At 39.2% G+C, this 19726-nt stretch carries 21 protein-coding genes; 17 read left to right on the top strand and 4 right to left on the bottom strand.

What is annotated here, in order from left to right:
* Positions 1-260 precede the first annotated feature (260 nt).
* Genes T8I65_RS14640 through T8I65_RS14625 form a run of 4 tightly spaced genes read left to right on the top strand, consistent with a single transcriptional unit; the run spans position 261 to position 4377 of the window.
* Positions 261-1595: a sugar porter family MFS transporter gene (locus T8I65_RS14640; protein WP_322301293.1), complete on the top strand. Its 1335-nt coding sequence runs from the start codon at positions 261-263 to the stop codon at positions 1593-1595.
* Between the two features lie 4 nt (positions 1596-1599).
* Positions 1600-3216 carry a glycoside hydrolase family 32 protein gene (locus T8I65_RS14635; protein ID WP_322301292.1) on the top strand — a complete coding sequence of 539 codons (1617 nt, stop codon included), beginning with the start codon at positions 1600-1602 and terminating at the stop codon, positions 3214-3216.
* A gap of 6 nt (positions 3217-3222) precedes the next feature.
* Complete coding sequence (locus T8I65_RS14630) at positions 3223-4134, top strand: carbohydrate kinase (protein ID WP_322301291.1); 912 nt, start codon at positions 3223-3225, stop codon at positions 4132-4134.
* A gap of 9 nt (positions 4135-4143) precedes the next feature.
* Positions 4144-4377 carry a CBU_0592 family membrane protein gene (locus T8I65_RS14625; RefSeq protein WP_322301290.1) on the top strand — a complete coding sequence of 78 codons (234 nt, stop codon included), beginning with the start codon at positions 4144-4146 and terminating at the stop codon, positions 4375-4377.
* A gap of 68 nt (positions 4378-4445) precedes the next feature.
* Here the strand turns inward: T8I65_RS14625 and T8I65_RS14620 are convergent, their stop codons facing one another.
* The 3 genes from T8I65_RS14620 to T8I65_RS14610 all read right to left on the bottom strand — a co-directional run bounded on the left by T8I65_RS14620 (position 4446) and on the right by T8I65_RS14610 (position 6966).
* A complete protein-coding gene (locus T8I65_RS14620; protein ID WP_322301289.1) occupies positions 4446-5858 on the bottom strand; it encodes a glycosyltransferase family 2 protein in 1413 nt (470 codons plus the stop codon).
* 157 nt (positions 5859-6015) lie between these two features.
* Positions 6016-6546, bottom strand: coding sequence for a DUF4494 domain-containing protein (locus tag T8I65_RS14615; protein ID WP_322301288.1), 531 nt, complete (start codon positions 6544-6546; stop codon positions 6016-6018).
* Between the two features lie 126 nt (positions 6547-6672).
* Positions 6673-6966, bottom strand: a complete 294-nt coding sequence (locus T8I65_RS14610) for a hypothetical protein (RefSeq protein ID WP_322301287.1) — start codon at positions 6964-6966, stop codon at positions 6673-6675.
* A 156-nt stretch (positions 6967-7122) separates the two neighbouring features.
* On the opposite strand from T8I65_RS14610, the gene T8I65_RS14605 reads away from it, so the two are divergent.
* The 5 genes from T8I65_RS14605 to T8I65_RS14585 all read left to right on the top strand — a co-directional run bounded on the left by T8I65_RS14605 (position 7123) and on the right by T8I65_RS14585 (position 10292).
* A complete protein-coding gene (locus tag T8I65_RS14605; RefSeq protein ID WP_322301286.1) occupies positions 7123-7563 on the top strand; it encodes a hypothetical protein in 441 nt (146 codons plus the stop codon).
* A 257-nt stretch (positions 7564-7820) separates the two neighbouring features.
* On the top strand, positions 7821-8435 hold the full coding sequence (locus tag T8I65_RS14600) for a MarC family protein (protein ID WP_141878941.1): 615 nt from the start codon (positions 7821-7823) through the stop codon (positions 8433-8435).
* Between the two features lie 17 nt (positions 8436-8452).
* Positions 8453-8983 carry a DUF3124 domain-containing protein gene (locus T8I65_RS14595; RefSeq protein WP_322301285.1) on the top strand — a complete coding sequence of 177 codons (531 nt, stop codon included), beginning with the start codon at positions 8453-8455 and terminating at the stop codon, positions 8981-8983.
* A gap of 177 nt (positions 8984-9160) precedes the next feature.
* A complete protein-coding gene (locus T8I65_RS14590) occupies positions 9161-9367 on the top strand; it encodes a hypothetical protein (RefSeq protein ID WP_322301284.1) in 207 nt (68 codons plus the stop codon).
* Between the two features lie 181 nt (positions 9368-9548).
* Positions 9549-10292 carry an SDR family oxidoreductase gene (locus T8I65_RS14585; protein ID WP_322301283.1) on the top strand — a complete coding sequence of 248 codons (744 nt, stop codon included), beginning with the start codon at positions 9549-9551 and terminating at the stop codon, positions 10290-10292.
* A gap of 84 nt (positions 10293-10376) precedes the next feature.
* Here T8I65_RS14585 and T8I65_RS14580 read toward each other — a convergent pair whose 3' ends face one another.
* Entirely contained in the window at positions 10377-11492 is a 1116-nt protein-coding gene (locus T8I65_RS14580; protein ID WP_322301282.1) for an alkene reductase, read from the bottom strand.
* A gap of 509 nt (positions 11493-12001) precedes the next feature.
* Here T8I65_RS14580 and T8I65_RS14575 point away from each other — a divergent pair.
* The 8 genes from T8I65_RS14575 (at position 12002) to chrA (ending at position 19723) form a co-directional block, all read left to right on the top strand.
* Positions 12002-13216: a site-specific integrase gene (locus T8I65_RS14575; RefSeq protein ID WP_322301281.1), complete on the top strand. Its 1215-nt coding sequence runs from the start codon at positions 12002-12004 to the stop codon at positions 13214-13216.
* Positions 13217-13443: 227 nt separating this feature from the next.
* Positions 13444-14127: a response regulator transcription factor gene (locus T8I65_RS14570; RefSeq protein ID WP_322301280.1), complete on the top strand. Its 684-nt coding sequence runs from the start codon at positions 13444-13446 to the stop codon at positions 14125-14127.
* A gap of 98 nt (positions 14128-14225) precedes the next feature.
* Entirely contained in the window at positions 14226-15398 is a 1173-nt protein-coding gene (locus T8I65_RS14565) for a HAMP domain-containing sensor histidine kinase (protein WP_322301279.1), read from the top strand.
* 73 nt (positions 15399-15471) lie between these two features.
* Entirely contained in the window at positions 15472-15816 is a 345-nt protein-coding gene (locus T8I65_RS14560) for a PepSY-like domain-containing protein (protein ID WP_322301278.1), read from the top strand.
* Between the two features lie 130 nt (positions 15817-15946).
* The gene (locus T8I65_RS14555; RefSeq protein ID WP_322301277.1) at positions 15947-16522 is read left to right on the top strand and encodes a hypothetical protein; all 576 of its coding nucleotides are present in this window, start codon (positions 15947-15949) and stop codon (positions 16520-16522) included.
* A 49-nt stretch (positions 16523-16571) separates the two neighbouring features.
* Entirely contained in the window at positions 16572-17522 is a 951-nt protein-coding gene (locus tag T8I65_RS14550) for a DUF1259 domain-containing protein (protein ID WP_322301276.1), read from the top strand.
* Positions 17523-17609: 87 nt separating this feature from the next.
* Positions 17610-18332 carry a superoxide dismutase gene (locus tag T8I65_RS14545; RefSeq protein WP_322301275.1) on the top strand — a complete coding sequence of 241 codons (723 nt, stop codon included), beginning with the start codon at positions 17610-17612 and terminating at the stop codon, positions 18330-18332.
* A gap of 23 nt (positions 18333-18355) precedes the next feature.
* Positions 18356-19723 carry a chromate efflux transporter gene (chrA, locus tag T8I65_RS14540; protein WP_322301274.1) on the top strand — a complete coding sequence of 456 codons (1368 nt, stop codon included), beginning with the start codon at positions 18356-18358 and terminating at the stop codon, positions 19721-19723.
* Positions 19724-19726: the final 3 nt, after the last annotated feature.

Raw genomic sequence — 19726 nt, 5'->3', positions numbered from 1 at the left:
CGCCTTGAATTTCTTTTGATGTTTGGTTGAAGATGAAGATAAAACTTTCTTTCCGATTAAATGATTTAGATTATTTAAAACTAAATTTCAAATGGACAAGCAACGAAATCGGTAATTATTATTGCTAAATAGCTTTAATCTGTTTATAGTTGGGTCAGTTTGTTTAATAATTCTTAAATTCTCCACCTAATTTTAAATAATTCATGGTGCGGTTATGAAATTTGACGGACTATGATATCCAATTTTATTTAATTACGATTATGAATAAAATTTTCTTCTATTCCATAAGTGCGGCCCTTGCCGGGTTTCTTTTTGGATTTGATACAGTAGTAATTTCTGGGGCAGACAAACAATTGCAGGCATTATGGGGGACTTCAGATGCCTTCCATGGTTCTGTTGTGATGGCCATGGCCTTATGGGGTACTGTGGTTGGAGCTATCTTTGGAGGTTTCCCCACGAATAAATTTGGTAGAAAAAATACACTTATCGTTATTGGAATCCTTTATTTCGTATCTGCTTTAGGCTCCTCCCTTGTAGACGATCCGTATACCTTTGCATTTTTTAGATTTCTTGGAGGACTTGGGGTAGGAGCTTCTACCATTACAGCACCAGCCTACGTCTCAGAGATCGCACCGGCCAATAAACGTGGTAAATTAGTTGCCCTGTACCAGTTCAATATTGTTCTGGGGATTCTTATCGCCTTTCTTTCAAATTACCTGTTGAGAAATACCGGAGAAGAACCGTGGCGATGGATGGTTGGTGTAGAGGCTATTCCTGCTTTCCTATATATTCTTTTTGTTATCGGGATTCCTAAGAGTCCGCGATGGTTGGTCTCTAAAGGAAGAATGGCCGAAGCTAAACGCATCCTGGAAAGGATCAATCCAGGATTGGATGCTAGTGCCAAAGTTCATGAGATAAAAACACAATCTGATTCTGAAGTTACCGGTGAGAACATCTTTATGAAAAAGTACCGTTTCCCGCTTATTCTCGCATTTTTAATCGCATTTTTCAACCAGTTATCCGGTATAAATGCATTCCTGTATTATGCTCCCAGAATTTTTGAAGCTGCCGGACTTGGAGAAAGTACAGCCTTGCTAAGCAGTATAGGAATTGGAGTTGTAAACCTGTTGTTCACCCTGTTAGGAGTGTTTCTTATTGACAAGCTCGGTCGAAAACAGCTGCTGCTGTTTGGGTCGATAGGCTATATTATATCCCTTTCACTGGTTGCAGCTGCATTCTTTTTGAATTGGGGAGGTTTATGGGTGCCAATATTTTTATTCCTGTTTATAGCTTCACACGCGATAGGACAGGGAGCGGTTATCTGGGTATTTATTTCTGAAATATTTCCGAACAGATTACGAGCTTCGGGACAGGCATTCGGAAGTTCAACTCACTGGGTGCTAGCGGCGATTATTCCTTCCAGTATTCCGTATTTATTCAGTACGATTGGAGCGGGTTGGGTATTCGCCTTCTTTGCATTCATGATGGTGCTACAACTGTTTTTCGTTATTTTTATGATGCCAGAAACCAAAGGTAAATCCCTGGAAGAACTGGCGGAAGAATTATCCATTAAAGAAATTTCAACTACAACCTGATATTATGAACAAGATTAAATTCGGTTTAACCTCACTGGCTGTTTGCTGCCTGTTTTTCAATTCGTGTAAGGATCAAAATTCTGAAGAAACTTCCGAAGAAATTACTCAAACAGAAGTTGAGGTAAACAGTGACGAAGTCTATAGGCCTAATTTCCACTTTACTCCGGAAAAGAACTGGATGAACGATCCAAACGGGATGTTTTACCTTGATGGCACTTATCATTTGTATTTTCAATACTATCCAGACGATAATGTTTGGGGACCAATGCACTGGGGACATGCCACGAGTAAGGACATGATTACATGGGAAGAACAGGAGATCGCTTTGTTTCCAGATGAAAAGGGATATATATTCTCCGGTAGTGCTGTAGTAGATATGGACAATACTTCAGGTTTTGGTGAGGATGGTAAAACTCCCGTGGTGGCTATTTTTACTTATCATGAACCAAAAGGAGCAGAGAAGGGTGAAAAGGATTACCAGTCCCAGGCAATTGCTTATAGTCTTGATAAAGGTATGACCTGGACAAAATATGAAGGAAATCCAGTATTGCCTAATCCAGGAATTGAAAATTTCAGAGATCCAAAAGTAACCTGGGATGAGGAACACAAGCAGTGGCTAATGGCTCTGGCAACAACCGAAAAGACTTTGTTCTATACCTCACAGGATCTGAAAGAATGGAAAAAAGTATCTGAGTTTGGGCAGGGAAATGGAGCACATGACGGAGTCTGGGAATGTCCGGATTTCTTTCCAATGCAGGTTGAAGGTACCGGTGAAACTAAATGGGTGCTGATTCAAAGTTTAAATCCTGGAGGCTATAATGGTGGATCTGGGACTCAGTATTTTGTAGGAGATTTTGATGGGACAACCTTTACGCCGGAAGAAAATATGAGCAACCTTGAAGAAAAGCATGACTACTGGATAGACTTTGGTAGAGACAATTACGCTGGAGTGACCTGGTCTAATGTGCCAGAGGAAGATGGCAGGAAATTGTTTCTGGGCTGGATGTCTAACTGGTTATATGCGCAGGAAGTGCCAACCGAAACCTGGAGAAGTGCGATGACCATTGCAAGAGAACTGAGGCTCATTAAAGAGGATGGACAATACCTGGTAACTTCACAGCCGGTAGAAGAGTTACAAAAATTCAGAGGTGACCCAGTCAAGAAAAGCGCACTTTCAGCTAAGAAAGATTTGGTGCTTATAGATACATCAGCAATCGATCTTTCTAAAGCTGAGGTGAAATTCAGTATTTCCGGCTTAGAAGAAGATGGAAACTATCATTTTACACTTTCTAATGAACAGGGAGAAAAATTCGTGGTAAATTATGATCATTCAGAACAAAAGTTCAGTATGGATAGAAGCGAAGCGGGAGTGAATGATTTTTCAGATAAGTTTTCCGGGACACCTTCAACAGCACCTAGAATAACAGCGTCCAATGCTATGGAAATTCACATGATACTTGATAAAACCAGTATGGAATTATTCATTGATAATGGAAAGACCGTTATTACAGAGATCTTTTTTTCTGAGCAGCCTTGGGATACTTTCTCCGTTGGTTCCGAAGAAAAAGAATTTACGGTGGATAGTTTTGAAGCTTATGAACTAAATTTTAATAATCAATAAAAGTATATGTCAAAAAGGATAAAGGCGGTTTGTTTTGGTGAGGTTTTGTATGACGTTTTTCCAGATATGGAACGAATTGGTGGTGCACCGCTTAATGTCGCAGTAAGGTTAAGCAGTCTTGGAATAGATGCTGAAATGATCAGTAAGGTTGGAGTTGATTCCAGGGGAGAAGAATTGCTGAACTACCTAAGAACCCAGGGTGTTGAAACCGGTAATATCTTAAAGGATGAAAACCGGGAGACCGGAGCGGTGGATGTAAAACTTTCAGAAAGTGGTTCAGCCAGCTATACGATTAAATATCCGGCAGCATGGGATGGTATTGTCGCTACAGAAAATATAGAACAATCGGTTTCCCGTAGTGATGCATTTATCTTCGGAAGTTTGATCTGCCGTGATGATATAAGCAGAAAGACTTTGTTCAATCTTATACCAAAAGCGTCTTACAGAGTTTTAGACTTCAATTTGAGACCTCCACATTATTCAAAAGATCTCCTGGCTGAATTGATTCAGCATGCAGAATTCATCAAATTTAATGATGATGAATTATTTGAGATCGCAAAAATGTTGGGTTCAGAATACAATTCACTGGAACAGAACCTGTTGTTTATGGCGGTGAAATCCAATGCTGAAACTATTTGCGTCACCAAAGGCAGACATGGCGCAGTTTTGATGCATGACAAAAAGCTTTACTATAATTCTGGTTACCAGGTAAAAGTCAAGGATACGGTAGGAGCCGGCGATTCATTCCTTGGTACGCTTCTGGCGAAAATGCTTCAGGGGGAAAAACCTCAGGTAGCATTGGATACAGCTTGTGCGATGGGCGCATTAGTAGCGGCAAAAGAAGGTGCAAATCCGGTGATTTCAGAAGAATTATTGCACCGGTTTATGAATCCAATGAATGCTAAAAAAGGTAAATAATTATTGAGTATGACTTATATAGACTGGATAGGTTCGGTAGGAGTGTTTTTAATTCTTCTGGCGTATGTACTTAACGCTGCAGGAAAACTTGGAACCAAAGATCTTATCTATATTTTACTGAATTTAATTGGAGCCTCTTTAGCCTGTTATGCTTCGGTTTTAATGGATTATATTCCATTTATAATTCTGGAAGCAGTCTGGGCTACGGTTTCACTCTTCAGCCTCATTCGGTACAAGATGTAGAACCAAATCATAAAAAAAGCGATCCTAAACTGGATCGCTTTTCTTTTCTTAGTTGTTGGGGTTTAGTGTTATTTCTTTACACTTAATTCTCTGGTTAACCATCCACTTCTGCTAGCTGTCGCAATCGCGTAAGGGGTAATCCAGAATAATCCAAAAGTATGTAGAATACTATACGAGTAAGCCCACAATGATTCTGAAAGCTTATATCTCTTGGCATAGAACAATACAGGGAAACTTGAATAAACCATAATTCCCAGAAATGTTGAGCTAAGGAATAAAAGTGGGTGAGAGATCACGAAAAATAGCATGATCATGATCAATGGGTAACTCATAATGATCTTCAGGAACTGGTTGATGAACAACAGTCTTGATCCAAGAGTTGAACCTTCTCTAAACTGAGTAAATACATATTTAGACATGGCGATATTTTCCCGAACATTACTTCGTCCCCATCTAATAAACATCTTGTAAAGACCTTTATATTGCTCAGGTACATTGGTGTATGCATACGCGTTTCTCTGGAAAAGGACGTGTTGTCCCTGTTTAAGGATCATATTAGTCATAGCTCTGTCTTCACCAATATCTGAAGGTTTCCCCATAAAAGTCTGGTTAATCCACTCTGGAAGACATTCGAATACAGCGCTAGCACGATATGCTGCCAAGGCACCAGGAGTACAAAGTACAGATTCCAGTGTACTTTCTGCAGAACGCATAAACTCGAAACTTAGTACGAAATTCACGTTCAACATTTTTGGAAGTAATGCCTTTTCGTTATTTAGAACTCTAATGTTACCTGCAACCGCACCACATTTCTCATTAACAACGAACGGACTTACCAGGTTTCTCAAAGTATCTGCGTTTACTACAGAATCACTGTCTACGGTTACAAATACTTCCCCGGTACCAAGGTTAAAACCTCTGTGCAATGCATGTCTTTTTCCTTTATTTTCAGGCTGCTGATAGATCGCTACACGATCACCCAGAACTTTTTTAGCTTCCTGCATCCAGCTCCAGGTATCATCCTTACTACCATCATCGATCGCAAGTAACTGTAGTTTTTCTGTAGGATATTCACTTTCAGCCAGGCTCATAAGCGTAGCATATACCTGTTTACCTTCGTTGTAAGCTGGAACGATCACGGTACAGGTTGGTAGTTCTTCGTTAGAAACTGATTCTATTGGTTTGTATTTGAAATACAACACCAGGTTATAGATAAAAAACGCTCCCCGATATAGGAAGAGGGCAGATGCAAGGATAAAGAACGCATAACCCCATGTAGTGTTCATTCGGGCAGTATTGATCTCCGAAAAATCACTCTGCAGAAAATATACAAGGTATGCTGATCCTAACATGAGAATGAAGGTGCTAATAAGCACAACGATTCCCCATGTATTCAGCGGATTTTTGGTTGGTAAGAATTTATTTATTCCTGAAGCGTGTTCTTCTTCAGCAATAGATTCATAATTCTTTTTAGTATTCATATTTCAGATTTTTGTTCGTATTGGTTTCCATATAGGCAACTCTTGTGCCATTAGAAAAGCCCTGATAATCAGGGCTTAATTTGATCTTGTTTTAAAATCATGGGTGACAATTCCACACTTTTGCCGTGTAATCTGAATTATTCCTCAATAGTGGAGCTTATTCTGAAGGGACTTCTTCAGTCTTTTCCACAACTTCAGATTTCTCTGTCTCTTCAATTTCTTCTGTTACTTCAGAAGTTACCGTTGATTCTTCTACATCTGAAAAATATGGGAATACATCGAGTATTGGTGATTCAGTAATAGCAGGAATGCTATAATCGCCCATCGTTTCCTGTAGAGCCTGCTCCGTATTTTCATAAGCTTCCTTTACATCGTTCGCCTGGATAAGCATGTATAGATTAGACTTTCTCTCTTTTCCACTCTCATCATCATAACTAATTAACGAGACTTTGGACTTGAACCATCTATCTGAATTTTCAAATGGATGAACTTCAGAAAGATTCGCAACCTTGATATTAGTGATCATGAACTCCTCACTTGTGTAAGTCTTCATCTCTTCTGTTATCCTTGCTTCAGCTTCCGTATAAGAAACAGCGTCAAGAAGATAGGTTTCAGTAGTTACTTTACTTTCACCGGTTTCATGGGTCTTTCTATACTTTACTTTGCACTCGTACCATACTACGCTCATAATGAAAATCTTTTTTTGGGACGGCAAATATAGATTTTAAAAGCAAAGTGTTCGTAGCAAGTTTGAGAAATTTCTAGAAGTTATAAATGTGGTTCTGGAAGTGATTGAAAACCGGCAGATTACCAGTTAGTTTTCTGTAGGTGTGATCCTTTGGTCCGTATTCATTTGAAATGATTTACAGCAATAAGTACAGGCTATTAAAGAAGATTCAGCTGGATCATGCTGTGCGTGCAGTTCCTGGAAATCGTTAAAAAAACCAAGTTTGGTTCTTCCAGTTTTCTCGGGCAGGAGATCACAGCTTTTAAGGTGAACCACATGTTGATTACCAAAGCGTTTTCTGTTCTCAAGATAAAAGCAAAACATTCCCTTCCTTTTGGGCAAAGATAGCGAAAAATGCTCCCTGAATAATCTCAACCTCATAGCTCAAATTTGAGGGCAAATGTATGTTTGCATCTAGAGCTTAAGGTTCAGAAATTATTAATATCTTTTATGCAGTATTATCTTATGGTTAATTGATTTGTAGATTAGTAAATCTGAATTCTAATCCATTGAAAATACGCTGTTTATTAATTCAGTATGCAAAAGAATAAAGTGTTATTTCACAAAATCCACGGTAGATCCAGCAAGATCTTTATCTCCCTGGCATTAGTATGTCTCGTGCTGTATGGTGTGGACTATTTCAATGACATGTTTGGAAGATTCGATAGTGTTCTGTTGTTCAGTGCTCACTTAATTCTTTTATTATTTTGGAGCCGAATGATTTTTTACAAGTCGGTAGTTTCCTGGAACAAGCTTGGAATAAATATCAAAATGAAGGGAATATGGGGGAAGCAGTTTAGTTTTGAAAAAATTCGTTCGGTAGAAATTACAGATAGTGAACTTATTATTATTGCGCGCTACGGAAAAACTTCAATTTTTGATATTGAGCATGTTTCGTTGGTAGATAGAGAGCGAATTGCAAACATTTTTAATCGGTATTGCACGTCTTGTTATTATGAATTGAAGAAGGCCAGCTGAATATTTGAGAATTAAAATTTTAGTGTATACAGAAAAAGTAGTGGAGTTGATTGAAGTTTTCATAGACTTCGGAATCGATAAAACTTTATGAAGTGTCATAGCGAAACTTACTTATTGCAAAATCATTTTTATTCTTTTACCAATTGGGGCTATCATCTTAAAAATAATATACAAATCGTGGGTCTAAGGCGATACCCATGGTAATTGAACCTGAATTCCGATCCATTTATTTAATTTAGTTGCCAGACACTGGAACAATGAATGAAATCATCACTACTATCTTCTTTTTTATTGCCGTGATCGATCCGCTTGGGTCAGTACCGGTCTACCTGGAAGCAACTAAGAACATTCCCGAGAAGAAACGTAAGACAGTGGCCATCAGAGCTTCTATCATCGCTTTTCTAATACTCCTTTTCTTTATTATCGTAGGACAGCTTGTTCTTGATGGAATGGATGTTTCCCTGGATGCATTCCAGATCTCGGGTGGTGTGATCCTTTTCTTGTTCGCACTTACGATGATCTTTGGCGATGGTAAACCTGAATCTGAAAAAGGACTTATCAAAGATTACAAGCATGTGGTGATCTTTCCGGTTGCCATCCCGTCTATTGCTTCTCCGGGTGCCATCATGGCGGTAGTGCTAATGACAGATAATAATCTATATACAATACAGCAGCAGGCTGTGACCACAGCATTGGTGCTCGTGGTTATTGCTATTACCTGCATATTGCTATTAACGGCCAATCGTGTGAAAGATCATGTGGGGGAATATGGGATCACCGTGGTAAGCAAGATCATGGGTCTTATACTGGCAGCCTATGCAACCCAATCCATACTGGCAGGATTAAGAGACTTTTTTGTAGTTTTAAAATAGCCTAAGGCCTAATTGATATGACTAAAAAAAAATATCTACATAAACATTTCTTCGGCTTTTTGATAGTTTTTCTCGTGCTGCAAGCCTGCGAGGATAAGAAGGAGATCAGTTCTATAGACCCTATTAGTTGGGAGTCGAGACAAATTGCTATTCCGGAGAATGATTCCTTAGCTTCCGGGGAAACTTATCTCTCTATCTATTCTGAAATCTATAGTCAGACGGAGCATATTACTCACGATCTAACTGCTACTATTAGCATGAGGAACACCAGTCGTGAGGATACCATCTACGTTGAAAGAGCCGACTATTACGCTACTAATGGAAAGCTCATCCGAACTTATTTTGATGCTCCCATTTTTATCGCACCACTGGAAACGATCGAAATTGTGATCGATGAAACCGATAGATCTGGTGGAACCGGAGCTAATTTTGTTTTTGACTGGCAAGCAAATTTAAACGCTACCGAGCCGGTATTTGATGCTGTGATGATCTCCACTTCCGGACAGCAAGGCCTTTCCTTTACTACGCAGGGAATTCGTACTAAATAGTTATTATTATTAGAAGATAGAGCTTCTAGCGTTAACTTGATCGTTGAATACTAGTATTTTAACCAATTTTCTTTTTATTTCTCAGGATTTAATTCTTAAATTTACCATCCAAATCAGGTCTAAACCTACAAATGCCAGCCCTAATCCGCATTTATTAAGACCATAATAAATTGCGTCATGAACAAAGTGAGGTTGTTGGGATTGGGGATGATCATCTTTGGAATCCTCATTGGCTACCTAAGTACAAGTACTAATTTTCATTTAGTGTCAGGGATCATGCTGGGCCTCGGTGTAGGATGGACCATAACCGGTAGATTCGGTCGAAAACATGATAATACCATCTCTGGAATTAAAACTACTACTTCAGAAGAGCAAACCGTCTGATACAATATTCATGGTTTAATAACCTTTATCTTCTAAAAATACTTCTTATCAATTTTATATTATTAACTCAGGTCAATCAACCAGGTTAAACTATTTACAAACCTACTAGCCAAATTTATACAGCTCCTTATCCTCTTGTATTTTTGTCTCCGAATTTAAGTGAAATCTAAAACTCACAATTATGGAAGATAATATTAAAGGAAAAGTAGTAATTATAACAGGTGGTAGTAGTGGACTTGGTGAAAATACAGCCCGTCATTTAGCTTCACGTGGAGCAAAGGTAGTAATTGCTGCTCGACGTAAGGAAAAACTGGAGGCCATTGCAGATGATATCAGGAAAAATGGAGGTGAAGCTCTTGTCGTAGAAACAGACGTTACTAAGAGAGCAGACCTGAAAAATCTCATTGAACTTAGTAAAAAAGAATATGGTAAAATTGATGTTCTTATCAATAATGCCGGATTGATGGCTATTGCACCCCTTGCCGAAGATAAAGTGGAGGAGTGGGATAAAATGATTGATATTAATGTTAAAGGTGTTCTTTACGGAATTTCCGCAGCGCTACCAGTATTCCAGGAACAGGGATTTGGTCATTTTATAAACCTGTCTTCAGTTGCCGGAATCAAAGTATTTAGTCCTGGAGGAACCGTTTATAGCGGAACTAAATATGCAGTAAGAGCAATTTCTGATGGTTTACGTCACGAGGTTGGTGGAAACATTAGAACAACGACCATAGAGCCTGGAGCTATAGATTCTGAATTAAAATATGGTTCTAGCCATGATGAAAGTTCAGAAAATGTAAAAGAATTTTACAAGCAGGCAATTCCTGGGGATTCTATCGCCAGAGCTATAGCGTATGCGATTGAGCAACCAAAAGAGGTGGACGTGAATGAGATCGTAATTAGACCTACGGTTCAGGAATTCTAGTTTATCTATTTATACCAAAGCAAAAAAAAAAGTCCTTCAGAAATTTCTGAAGGACTTTTTTATAGTATTAAACTTCAGGTTTTTTTACTGAAGCACTGTAGCTCTTTCAGTTTTAACCTCGTAGTCGGTATAGCCTTTTGCTCCTCCCGAGTAAAATGTATCCTCATCCCAGGAATCCAGTTCAACGCCCTGTGCAAATCTTTCAGCAAGATCTGGATTAGAGATAAATGGTTTTCCGAAGGCAACAAGGTCTGCATCACCATCCTCAAGCACTGCATTCCCTTTTTCCTGATCAAAATTCGTGTTGATCATTAATGTTCCCTTGTAGATAGGTCGATAACGTTTAGCGATATCTGTTTCAGCAAAAGAAATTTCAGAAACGTCTGTAAAAGGTTCAGAGAGGTGAAGGTAAGAAAGATCGTATTCGTTCAGCTTCTTGATGATATAATCGAAAGTAGGGATCGTTTCTTCATCCATAGTCATCCCGAATAGGCCGTGCATGGAAGGATTTAAGCGAAGCCCGATACGATTTTCCGGCATTACTTCCTTCACCGCATCCAGAACATCAAAAAGTATTCTTGACCTTTTTTCTATAGAACCGCCATATTCATCATTTCTGTGGTTGGAAGTCGCATTGAAAAACTGGTGAAAAAGATATCCATTACTGGAATGTATTTCTACTCCGTCAAATCCTGCTTCCATAGAATTTTTAGCAGCCTGCTTAAAATCTTCAATGGTTTGCTTGATATGTTCTATGGTCATTTCTCTGGGCACAACCGTATCCTTAAAACCATCTGGTGTGAACGATTTTGAATTCGGATTGATGGGAGATGGCGCCAATGGCAATTCACCGCCATGAAAATCTGGATGTGACATTCTACCCACATGCCATAGCTGAATAAAGATCTTTCCATCGGCATTATGAACTGCTGAGGTCACGTCTTTCCAGGCTTCAACCTGTTCCTTTGTATGAATTCCGGGCGTATTAATATATCCAACGGCATCTTTGGAAACCTGGGAACCTTCAGAAATTATAAGACCAGCGCTCGCTCTTTGTCGGTAATATTCTGAATGGAGTTCAGGAATAGCTTTCTTCTCTGGATTATCTGCACGACCACGGGTCATAGGAGCCATGATGACACGATTTTTCAGTTCCAGATCGCCTAATTTATATGTTTTTAATAATGCTTGTGTACTCATGATTTGATTCTTAAAAATTGAATACAAAAGTATGGCCTGTGGAAGGGAAAATAATTGACATGGAATAACAGGACTTGTTAAAGCATGTTAAGCTGTAGAAGATTTTCTAAAAGCAATTGGCAAAATTGATAGATTCAGGAATCCAGACAGCTCGTAAAAAAATAATTAGGTTATTTCTGACCGTAAAGATTACTTCGAAAGAAGAAATAAAAAAAGCTTCAGATTTCTCTGAAGCTTTTCCGTTGTGCGGGCGAGAGGACTCGAACCTCCACACCTTGCGGCACTAGATCCTAAGTCTGGTATATATTGCACTAATAAAACATAAATTTACTCATTTTCAATGGTTTATGTTTTCCATCATTTTATTTAAAGTCAATTAATATCAGTTGATTTCAACATTTGTTGTACCTATGTTGTACCCAAAAGTTCCAATAAAGTAGTATCTTTAGAGTGAGTTTTTGACAAAATGTTGTACCTGATTTGGCTTTCGTATCTAAACCAGGTTCAAAATGTCAACGAGTGCAAAAATAATTCTTCGCAAAAAGCCTAACGCAAAAGGGCTTTATCCGCTTGCAATTAGGATTACCAAAGACCGTCGTTCAACTTACAAACATATAGGCCATTATATTGAATTAGAGGATTGGGACTCTAAAAATCTAAAGGTAAAAAAATCGCATTCTGAAGCTGAAAGCCTGAACAATTTGATAGCTTTCAAACTATCCGAAGCCAGAAAAGGGCTTATTGCACTACAGACTGATAATAAAGCTGCTACTGCTCGACAAATCAAAAAAGAAATATATAAGCCAACTTCGAGCTTAACTTTTTTTGATTTTGCTGACGAGCATCTTGAAGCCTTAGAGGCTGAAAAGAAAATCAATCGCCACTCTACAGATTCAGCTTGGGTGAGTTATATAGAAAAGTATAGCTCTGGCCGGCATCTTACTTTCCAAGAAATTGATGAGCGATTTCTCAAAAAGTTCAAAATTCATTTAAAAGGTTCTTGTTCATTAACTGAAACCACAGCTATGAATGTGATGGTTTTAATAAGGTTATTGTTTAACAGAGCTATTCGCGACAAGGTTGTGAGTAAAGAAATATATCCCTTTGGCAAGGGCAAATTTAAAATCAAGTTTCCAGAAACCAACAAAACAGGGCTATCTGGTAAAGAGATAAAAGCTTTGGAAAATGTTTCTGAGCTTACTGATATGGAAAGGCATTCTTTGAACATTTGGTTGTTTAGCTTCTATTTTGCAGGAATGAGAGTTTCAGACGTCTTATTCATAAGGTGGTCCCAAATTTATGATGGGCGATTGCATTACAGGATGAGCAAGAACTCAAAGTTATTGTCCTTAAAGATTCCAGCTAAGGTTGAAAGAATATTATTGCAATATATTGATGACAGAGTAAATGATGATGATTTTGTCTTTCCAGAAATGAAAAAGGCAGACTTAACTGATGCGAAAGATATTTACCGCAAGAAAAAGGTAGCAAACAAAAAATTCAACGACCACCTAAAAAAAATTACGAAAAGAGCAAGCATTCAGAAAAAAGTAACGATGCATATTGCCAGACATTCCTTTGGCAATATTGCAGGCGATAGCATCCACCCGCTTATGCTTCAAAAATTATATCGACATAGCGATTTGAAAACCACGATCAACTACCAAGCAAATTTTATTCACAAAGATGCTGATGACGCTCTTGAAAGTGTAGTGAATTTTTAAAATAAACTGATTGATTGACCCTTAAAAATCTTCGGGTTGAATCTAATTATTAAAAATTATTTTAGGGTTAATATTAATCACAAATTTTTTAAGGTTTTCCCAATCAATTCGAAAAATGTACTGGTAAAAAGCGAAAAAAACAGATTTAATAATTTTACTATTTATCGTAGTTGTCAGTTAAAACATAATACAAAATTTCTACAGATTTAATTCCGTATTTTGAAAACATGAAACTGCTCATTATAGAAGACGAACCTGAAATGCTAAAAAGCCTCGAAGAATTCGCCGCGGAGGAAGGTTATCTCTGCGATGTCGCTGGTATTCTTTCGGAAGGTCTGGAACGCATCGTTCTTTATGATTATGACTGTATTATTTTGGACATTAATCTCCCGGATGGCAGTGGGTTCGATCTACTCGAAGTGCTCCATAAGGAAGATAAGTCCGATGGGGTAATCGTACTTTCCGCACGTAATTCCCTTGACGATAAATTAAAAGGACTGGGGTTAGGGGCGGATGACTATCTGACCAAGCCGTTTTACTTTTCTGAGTTGAATGCCCGTATAAAAGCAATTATCAGAAGGAAACAATACAAAACAAATAAAATTGTTCATTATTCAAACCTGGTAATAGAACCAGATCAGTATGCCGTCGGGGTCAATGAACGTGAAAATACGCTTTCCCTGACCAAAAAAGAGTATGCCATTCTCACCTACTTGATAAACAATCACAAACGGGTACTTACCAAAGTCGCGTTGGCGGAATACATTTGGGGTGATTTCGTGGATGAAGCCCAGAGCTTTGATTTTTTATTCTCCCAGATAAGAAACCTGAAACGCAAACTAAAGGATGCCGGAGCCCAGGTGGAAATCATGAATATTTATGGAGTCGGTTATCAAATTAAGTCAATATGAGGTTACTTTCCTACACCACTCGTACCCAGTTGTTCATTTTCCTGTTACTGTTCGGTGTTTTTTCGGCCTTGTTTTATTTGGTACTAAGATGGAACATAATGCAAAACGTGGATGAAGTTCTATATAATCGCAAAATGAACTTGTTGGCGTATATTGAGAAATACCCTAAAACGACCATAGAACAAGATAACCCTCTAGATGATTTTATCTTTCACCCCGTAAACAAAGCTTTGTATGAAAAAAATGCGATAAACGCTGAAAGATATACTGATACACTTATTTACGAACCGACGGATGTCGAGCTGGATGAATATCGAAAACTGACCTCTTATGTTGCGCTAAATGGTGGATACTATAAGCTTGAGGTGGTAAAACCCCACCTTGAAGCGAACGAAGTCATTAATACGATTGCCATTACGTTGAGCGGGTTGTTTTTTGGTCTCGCAATTTGTGTCTACTTTTCAAATAAAATACTTTCAAAAAGAATATGGCTCCCTTTCTACGAAATGCTCAAAAAACTTGAGGATTATCGTGTGGACAAAGAAAGCGTGCCCAAGTTTCCCAATTCCAAGATCAAGGAATTCCAATTGCTCAATGTTGCCCTGACAGAGTTGACCATGAAAAACAAGGAAGTCTTCGATAACCAAAAACAGTTTATCGGGGATGCTTCCCACGAAATGCAGACCCCCTTGTCCATAATCCAGTCAAAACTGGAGGCGCTAATAGGCCAAACACAGCTCTCCGAAAAGCAGTCTGACATACTGGAAGGTATCATCGGTTCCACACAAAGGCTAAAAAAACTGAACAAAACCCTGTTGCTGCTGGCGAAAATAGAGAATGACCAGTTCCTAACAACGGAAGAGGTAAATGTTGATGGAATAATAGGTAGGTCGCTGGAATTTTATGAGGAGCAGAAGGAAGCCTTAAACATTAAGACCGAGATTGATATCAGGAATGAGGCAATTGTCCAGGGAAACAGGTTGCTTATCGAGATTCTCATCCAAAACCTGCTCAAAAACGCCTTCCTGCACAACGTGAAAGATGGAAAAGTAATCATAAAGCTGGACGGGAAACGATTGGTTATTACCAATACCGGTAGCGAAAAGGGGGTTGACAAGGAAAAATTGTTCCAACGGTTCTATAAATCTTCCAATAATCCGGATTCGTGGGGCCTTGGGTTGGCCATTGCACACAAGATTGCCGATAAGGGCAATTGGAGGTTAACGTACAGTCACAAAGATGCGCTTCACACGTTCACCGTCGATTTTTGACTATCCCAAATTTCTACAGATTCAGTTTTTACATTTGATATGAGTTAAATGTTAATCTTTAAATTTTAATGCTATGAATACAAGTAAGAAGTTTTTTCGCATTGTGCTGTTATCCCTGATATTTATTGGTGGCGGAATGTTTACGGCTACGGCACAATCCGATATAAAAGAGCTAAGTGAGGAGGCCATTGAGTTCTCCGATCTTCCAAAGGCCGTACAGGATGCCTTTAAGAATTCCGAATATGCCAAATGGGAAATTGAGGAGGTGGAAAAGGTCGAGACCAATAAGGGTACAATGTATGAACTTGAGGTCGAGAACGAGAACGAGACGTATTTTGAACTCTATTTTAGTCCCAAAGGAGAATTGGTGCTTAAAAGAGAGGAAAGCCACTCGGACGGCGATGACGATCATCGATAATATTGCGATGATAAAGTCTAATTATTTTAATAATTGATATAAGCTGGGAAATGTTGGAAAGAGTGATTGATGGCTTTTACATTTCCCAGCTTTTAATTATCTCGTGATTTAATATGGGCCTAACTAAAATATGATTAAAAACATTACGAAGAATATTTGTAAACTGAACGTTCTAATCGGCATTCTCGCGATATGCTATTGCAATGTGGATTGCAATGCGCAATCCAAACTGGATACAGAAAACCCGAAAACTCCACAGACCGTATCAGAAAATGGTTTTCCTATAACCAAAACGTATTTCAGTATAGTTCACCCCATTGTCACGTTTTCCGACAGCGGTCGGAACTTCAATTTCGATAGCAGTTATACAATTGGATTCCCAACGGGCATCAATTTTTTGCAAAGTGAAAAAGTTGCCTTTAGCCTTGAGTTCGTTCCTTTTATTAGTGCCGAGGACGGCACATCCAAGGTAAGTGGTTTGCTTTTTCATCCCGGGGTAATCTACCGAAATATTGCCGGGTTTAATTTCTTGACGAGACTCGCCTATAATACGAATGGGAGATACGGTATAACAGCCGTTATCAACAGGCCGATAGTCAAAAGGGATAAAGTGACCTATTTTCTGGCCACGCCTATACCTATCCGTTTTGGTAACGAATTGCCTACATCGGTAACATTTGCATTTCAATTTGGCATTTTATTTTGAAACTCTAGAATTAAGTATAACCGAATACACAATTAACAAAAAATGAATTATGAAGAAAGTATGGATTTATGCAGTAATGTTTTCACTGATTTCCTTGAGTTGCGAGCAATCCACCAAGAAAGATGATTCAAAAGAACCGGCCGAAAAACCCTTGAATGATAATAAGGAATTAAAGGCGATGGATATTGGAACCTTAAAATCCGAAATTGGGATGGAAGGGAAGGAAGAAGATGGGCAATTCAAGGTTACCGTTCCGCAAAACGACCTAAACGTAATGGTCGATGGTTTTAGAATTATTCCACCGATGGGATTGGGCAGTTGGGCTGCTTTTGCACCGACCTCGGCACAACCTATGGTAATGGGCGATATAGTGGTTACGGAAAAAGACCTGAAACCGGTACAACAGGAAATAATCCAACAGGGATTGACGGTTACGGCAATCCACAACCATTTTGTAAGGAATGAGCCAGATGTGATGTACATGCATATCGGTGGCATGGCTAGTGAAGAAAAATTGGCTAAAAGTGTAAAAGCCATTTTTGATAAAGTAACAGAAGTTAGGGGAGCAGACCCGTCTGCCGTAGAAATGTCGTCGGTGGAGAACACGCTGGACACCAAAAAGATTGACAGCATCTTAGGGCATAGTGGGACTATGACCAATGGGGTGTATAAAATCACCATCGGCCGACCCGATGTGAAGTTGACGGAACACGGAGCACCTGTAAGTACATTCATGGGCTTCAACACCTGGGCGAGCTGGCAAGGCACCCCTGAAAAGGCGGCAGTCGCTGGAGATTTTACAATGTTAGCAGATGAAGTAGCTCCGGTTATCAAAGCACTTATTGAGAATGACATTGAAGTGGTAGCGGTACACAATCACATGGTGCACGAGGATCCAAGAATTTTCTTTCTTCATTATTGGGGGATTGGATCAGCCGAAAAATTAGCAATAGGATTAAGAGAGGCTTTGGACAAAACGGGAGTAATTAATGCGGAATAAATTTACACCGGCATCGGTTTCATTTGCCTTTCTTATTCGGCATCTTACAATTGAAAGTAACGAGTTATAATAATAAAAATCAGAAAAATGGACAGAAAAGATTTTCTAAAAAATTCAGCAATCCTTGGCGGTGCAACGATTCTGCCTATCAACAGTGTGTTCTCACAAAGCGTTAATGAAGCAACTATTGACAAACTGGTAGACAGCAACGGAAACTTCATCCAAAAGCCATTACCATATAGCAAGACCTTTTTAGAGCCTTACATGGACGAAGAGACCTTGCACTTACATTATGAATTTCACCACGGTGGTGCAGTCAAAGGTGCGAATAAGGATTTGGAAAATATCAAGAAAAATCTCGACTCCGGTGAAATGGATAGTGTCGATTTGTGGACCAGGAAATTGTCCTATCATTTTTCAAGCCATGTTCTGCATACGATTTTCTGGACAAACCTCACGAACAAGAAAAATGAGCCTAAAGCAGAACTTTTGAGGCAGATAGAAAAGGATTTCGGTTCATTCGATAAACTCAAGTCCTACATAGCTAAAGTTTCAAAAAGCGTTGAAGGCAGTGGTTGGGGAATTCTTGGGTACCAACCGTTTTCACAATCTCTTACACTATTGCAATGTGAAAATCATCAAAAGCTTACGCAATGGGGGGTCATACCAATTTTGGTCATTGATGTATGGGAACATGCCTATTATTTAAAGCATAAAAACAAGAGAGGTGATTTTGTTGATACTATAATGGAAATCATAAACTGGGATAATGTAGCACAACGTTTTGCAAACGCAAAAAAAATTAATTGAGGTAATAATATTATCCGACCATAATGCCAGGTAAATTCAATCCAAATAAAAAAAGAGAGTTACCCTTCAGAGAGGCCCTGAAAGTTTGGGTAAAAGTCGCCATTCATAGTTTTGGCGGTCCTGCAGGACAAATCGCTGTTATGCACAAAATTCTGGTTGAGGAAAAGAAATGGATCAGTGAAAACCGTTTTTTGCATGCGCTGAATTATTGCATGCTGTTACCAGGCCCTGAAGCTCAGCAACTGGCCACATATATTGGTTGGCTCCTGCACAAGACAAAGGGTGGATTGGTCGCCGGATTACTGTTTATACTGCCAGGATTTATATCCATACTGGTTTTAAGTATTCTTTATGCCGCCTATCGGGATTTGGGTATTGTGGACGCCATATTTGTTGGAATAAAGCCAGCAGTGCTGGCCATTGTTATCGGTGCGGTTATAAAAATCGGCAAGAGAGCACTTAAGAATGAAGTGATGGTTTTAATGGCTGCATTGGCATTTGTTGCCATCTTCTTTTTTGAAGTGGACTTTCCATACATTGTTCTTGCCGCTGGCCTAACGGGATTCATTGGAGGCAAGTTTTGGGAGGAGAAATTTCACGTTCTAAAGGGACATGGGGATGGCTCAGAAAAGGGAAAAGAGTATTTGGTTGACAGCCATATCCAGCAGTTCAGACCATCATTCAAAAATACCATTAAGACGGTTCTGTTGTATCTTTCTTTGTGGGCATTGCCATTGGTAATGGTCGCCTTATGGGTGGGAGTTGATTCCATCTTTTTTGCAGAAGGCGTGTTTTTTAGCAAAACTGCAGTGGTAACTTTTGGAGGGGCCTACTCGGTTCTTGCCTATATCGCCCAAAAGGCCGTGGAAGACTACGGTTGGTTGAGAAGCGGGGAAATGCTTGATGGTTTGGGTATGGCGGAAACCACCCCAGGGCCGCTCATACAGGTTGTACAATTCGTGGGATTTATGGGAGCCTACCGCTTTGCGGGGACAATGGATCCCCTTTGGGCCGGTATTTTAGCATCGCTATTGGTAACCTGGACCACTTTTGTCCCTTGCTTCCTGTTCATATTTACTGGAGCACCCTACATTGAATATCTCCGAGGGAATAAAAACCTGACAAGCGCCTTGTCCGGAATTACCGCTGCCGTGGTGGGAGTTGTACTAAATCTTGGCGTTTGGTTTTCCATTTATACACTTTTTGGGGAGGTGAATGAAAGCCGTTCATTTGGGGTAAGATGGTTAATTCCAGAATGGGAAACTATTAACATTACTTCCTTGATAATCGGACTTATTGCAGCTTTTGTCTACTTCATCCTAAAATGGGATATGCTAAAGACCATACTTATCAGCGTTTTGTGCGGTATTGTCTATTATTTCGTTTTTTAGTGC

The sequence above is a fragment of the Christiangramia sp. OXR-203 genome (assembly GCF_034372165.1).
GTDB lineage: Bacteria > Bacteroidota > Bacteroidia > Flavobacteriales > Flavobacteriaceae > Christiangramia.
This window is presented reverse-complemented; position numbering and strand designations above follow the sequence as displayed.

Excerpts from the sequence above, each read along its gene's own strand:
- T8I65_RS14640 (WP_322301293.1), top strand. The coding sequence starts at position 261 with ATGAATAAAATTTTCTTCTATTCCATAAGTGCGGCCCTTGCCGGGTTT.
- T8I65_RS14635 (WP_322301292.1), top strand. The coding sequence starts at position 1,600 with ATGAACAAGATTAAATTCGGTTTAACCTCACTGGCTGTTTGCTGCCTG.
- T8I65_RS14630 (WP_322301291.1), top strand. The coding sequence starts at position 3,223 with ATGTCAAAAAGGATAAAGGCGGTTTGTTTTGGTGAGGTTTTGTATGAC.
- T8I65_RS14625 (WP_322301290.1), top strand. The coding sequence starts at position 4,144 with ATGACTTATATAGACTGGATAGGTTCGGTAGGAGTGTTTTTAATTCTT.
- T8I65_RS14620 (WP_322301289.1), bottom strand. The coding sequence starts at position 5,858 with ATGAATACTAAAAAGAATTATGAATCTATTGCTGAAGAAGAACACGCT.
- T8I65_RS14615 (WP_322301288.1), bottom strand. The coding sequence starts at position 6,546 with ATGAGCGTAGTATGGTACGAGTGCAAAGTAAAGTATAGAAAGACCCAT.
- T8I65_RS14610 (WP_322301287.1), bottom strand. The coding sequence starts at position 6,966 with ATGAGGTTGAGATTATTCAGGGAGCATTTTTCGCTATCTTTGCCCAAA.
- T8I65_RS14605 (WP_322301286.1), top strand. The coding sequence starts at position 7,123 with ATGCAAAAGAATAAAGTGTTATTTCACAAAATCCACGGTAGATCCAGC.
- T8I65_RS14600 (WP_141878941.1), top strand. The coding sequence starts at position 7,821 with ATGAATGAAATCATCACTACTATCTTCTTTTTTATTGCCGTGATCGAT.
- T8I65_RS14595 (WP_322301285.1), top strand. The coding sequence starts at position 8,453 with ATGACTAAAAAAAAATATCTACATAAACATTTCTTCGGCTTTTTGATA.
- T8I65_RS14590 (WP_322301284.1), top strand. The coding sequence starts at position 9,161 with ATGAACAAAGTGAGGTTGTTGGGATTGGGGATGATCATCTTTGGAATC.
- T8I65_RS14585 (WP_322301283.1), top strand. The coding sequence starts at position 9,549 with ATGGAAGATAATATTAAAGGAAAAGTAGTAATTATAACAGGTGGTAGT.
- T8I65_RS14580 (WP_322301282.1), bottom strand. The coding sequence starts at position 11,492 with ATGAGTACACAAGCATTATTAAAAACATATAAATTAGGCGATCTGGAA.
- T8I65_RS14575 (WP_322301281.1), top strand. The coding sequence starts at position 12,002 with ATGTCAACGAGTGCAAAAATAATTCTTCGCAAAAAGCCTAACGCAAAA.
- T8I65_RS14570 (WP_322301280.1), top strand. The coding sequence starts at position 13,444 with ATGAAACTGCTCATTATAGAAGACGAACCTGAAATGCTAAAAAGCCTC.
- T8I65_RS14565 (WP_322301279.1), top strand. The coding sequence starts at position 14,226 with ATGCAAAACGTGGATGAAGTTCTATATAATCGCAAAATGAACTTGTTG.
- T8I65_RS14560 (WP_322301278.1), top strand. The coding sequence starts at position 15,472 with ATGAATACAAGTAAGAAGTTTTTTCGCATTGTGCTGTTATCCCTGATA.
- T8I65_RS14555 (WP_322301277.1), top strand. The coding sequence starts at position 15,947 with ATGATTAAAAACATTACGAAGAATATTTGTAAACTGAACGTTCTAATC.
- T8I65_RS14550 (WP_322301276.1), top strand. The coding sequence starts at position 16,572 with ATGAAGAAAGTATGGATTTATGCAGTAATGTTTTCACTGATTTCCTTG.
- T8I65_RS14545 (WP_322301275.1), top strand. The coding sequence starts at position 17,610 with ATGGACAGAAAAGATTTTCTAAAAAATTCAGCAATCCTTGGCGGTGCA.
- chrA (WP_322301274.1), top strand. The coding sequence starts at position 18,356 with ATGCCAGGTAAATTCAATCCAAATAAAAAAAGAGAGTTACCCTTCAGA.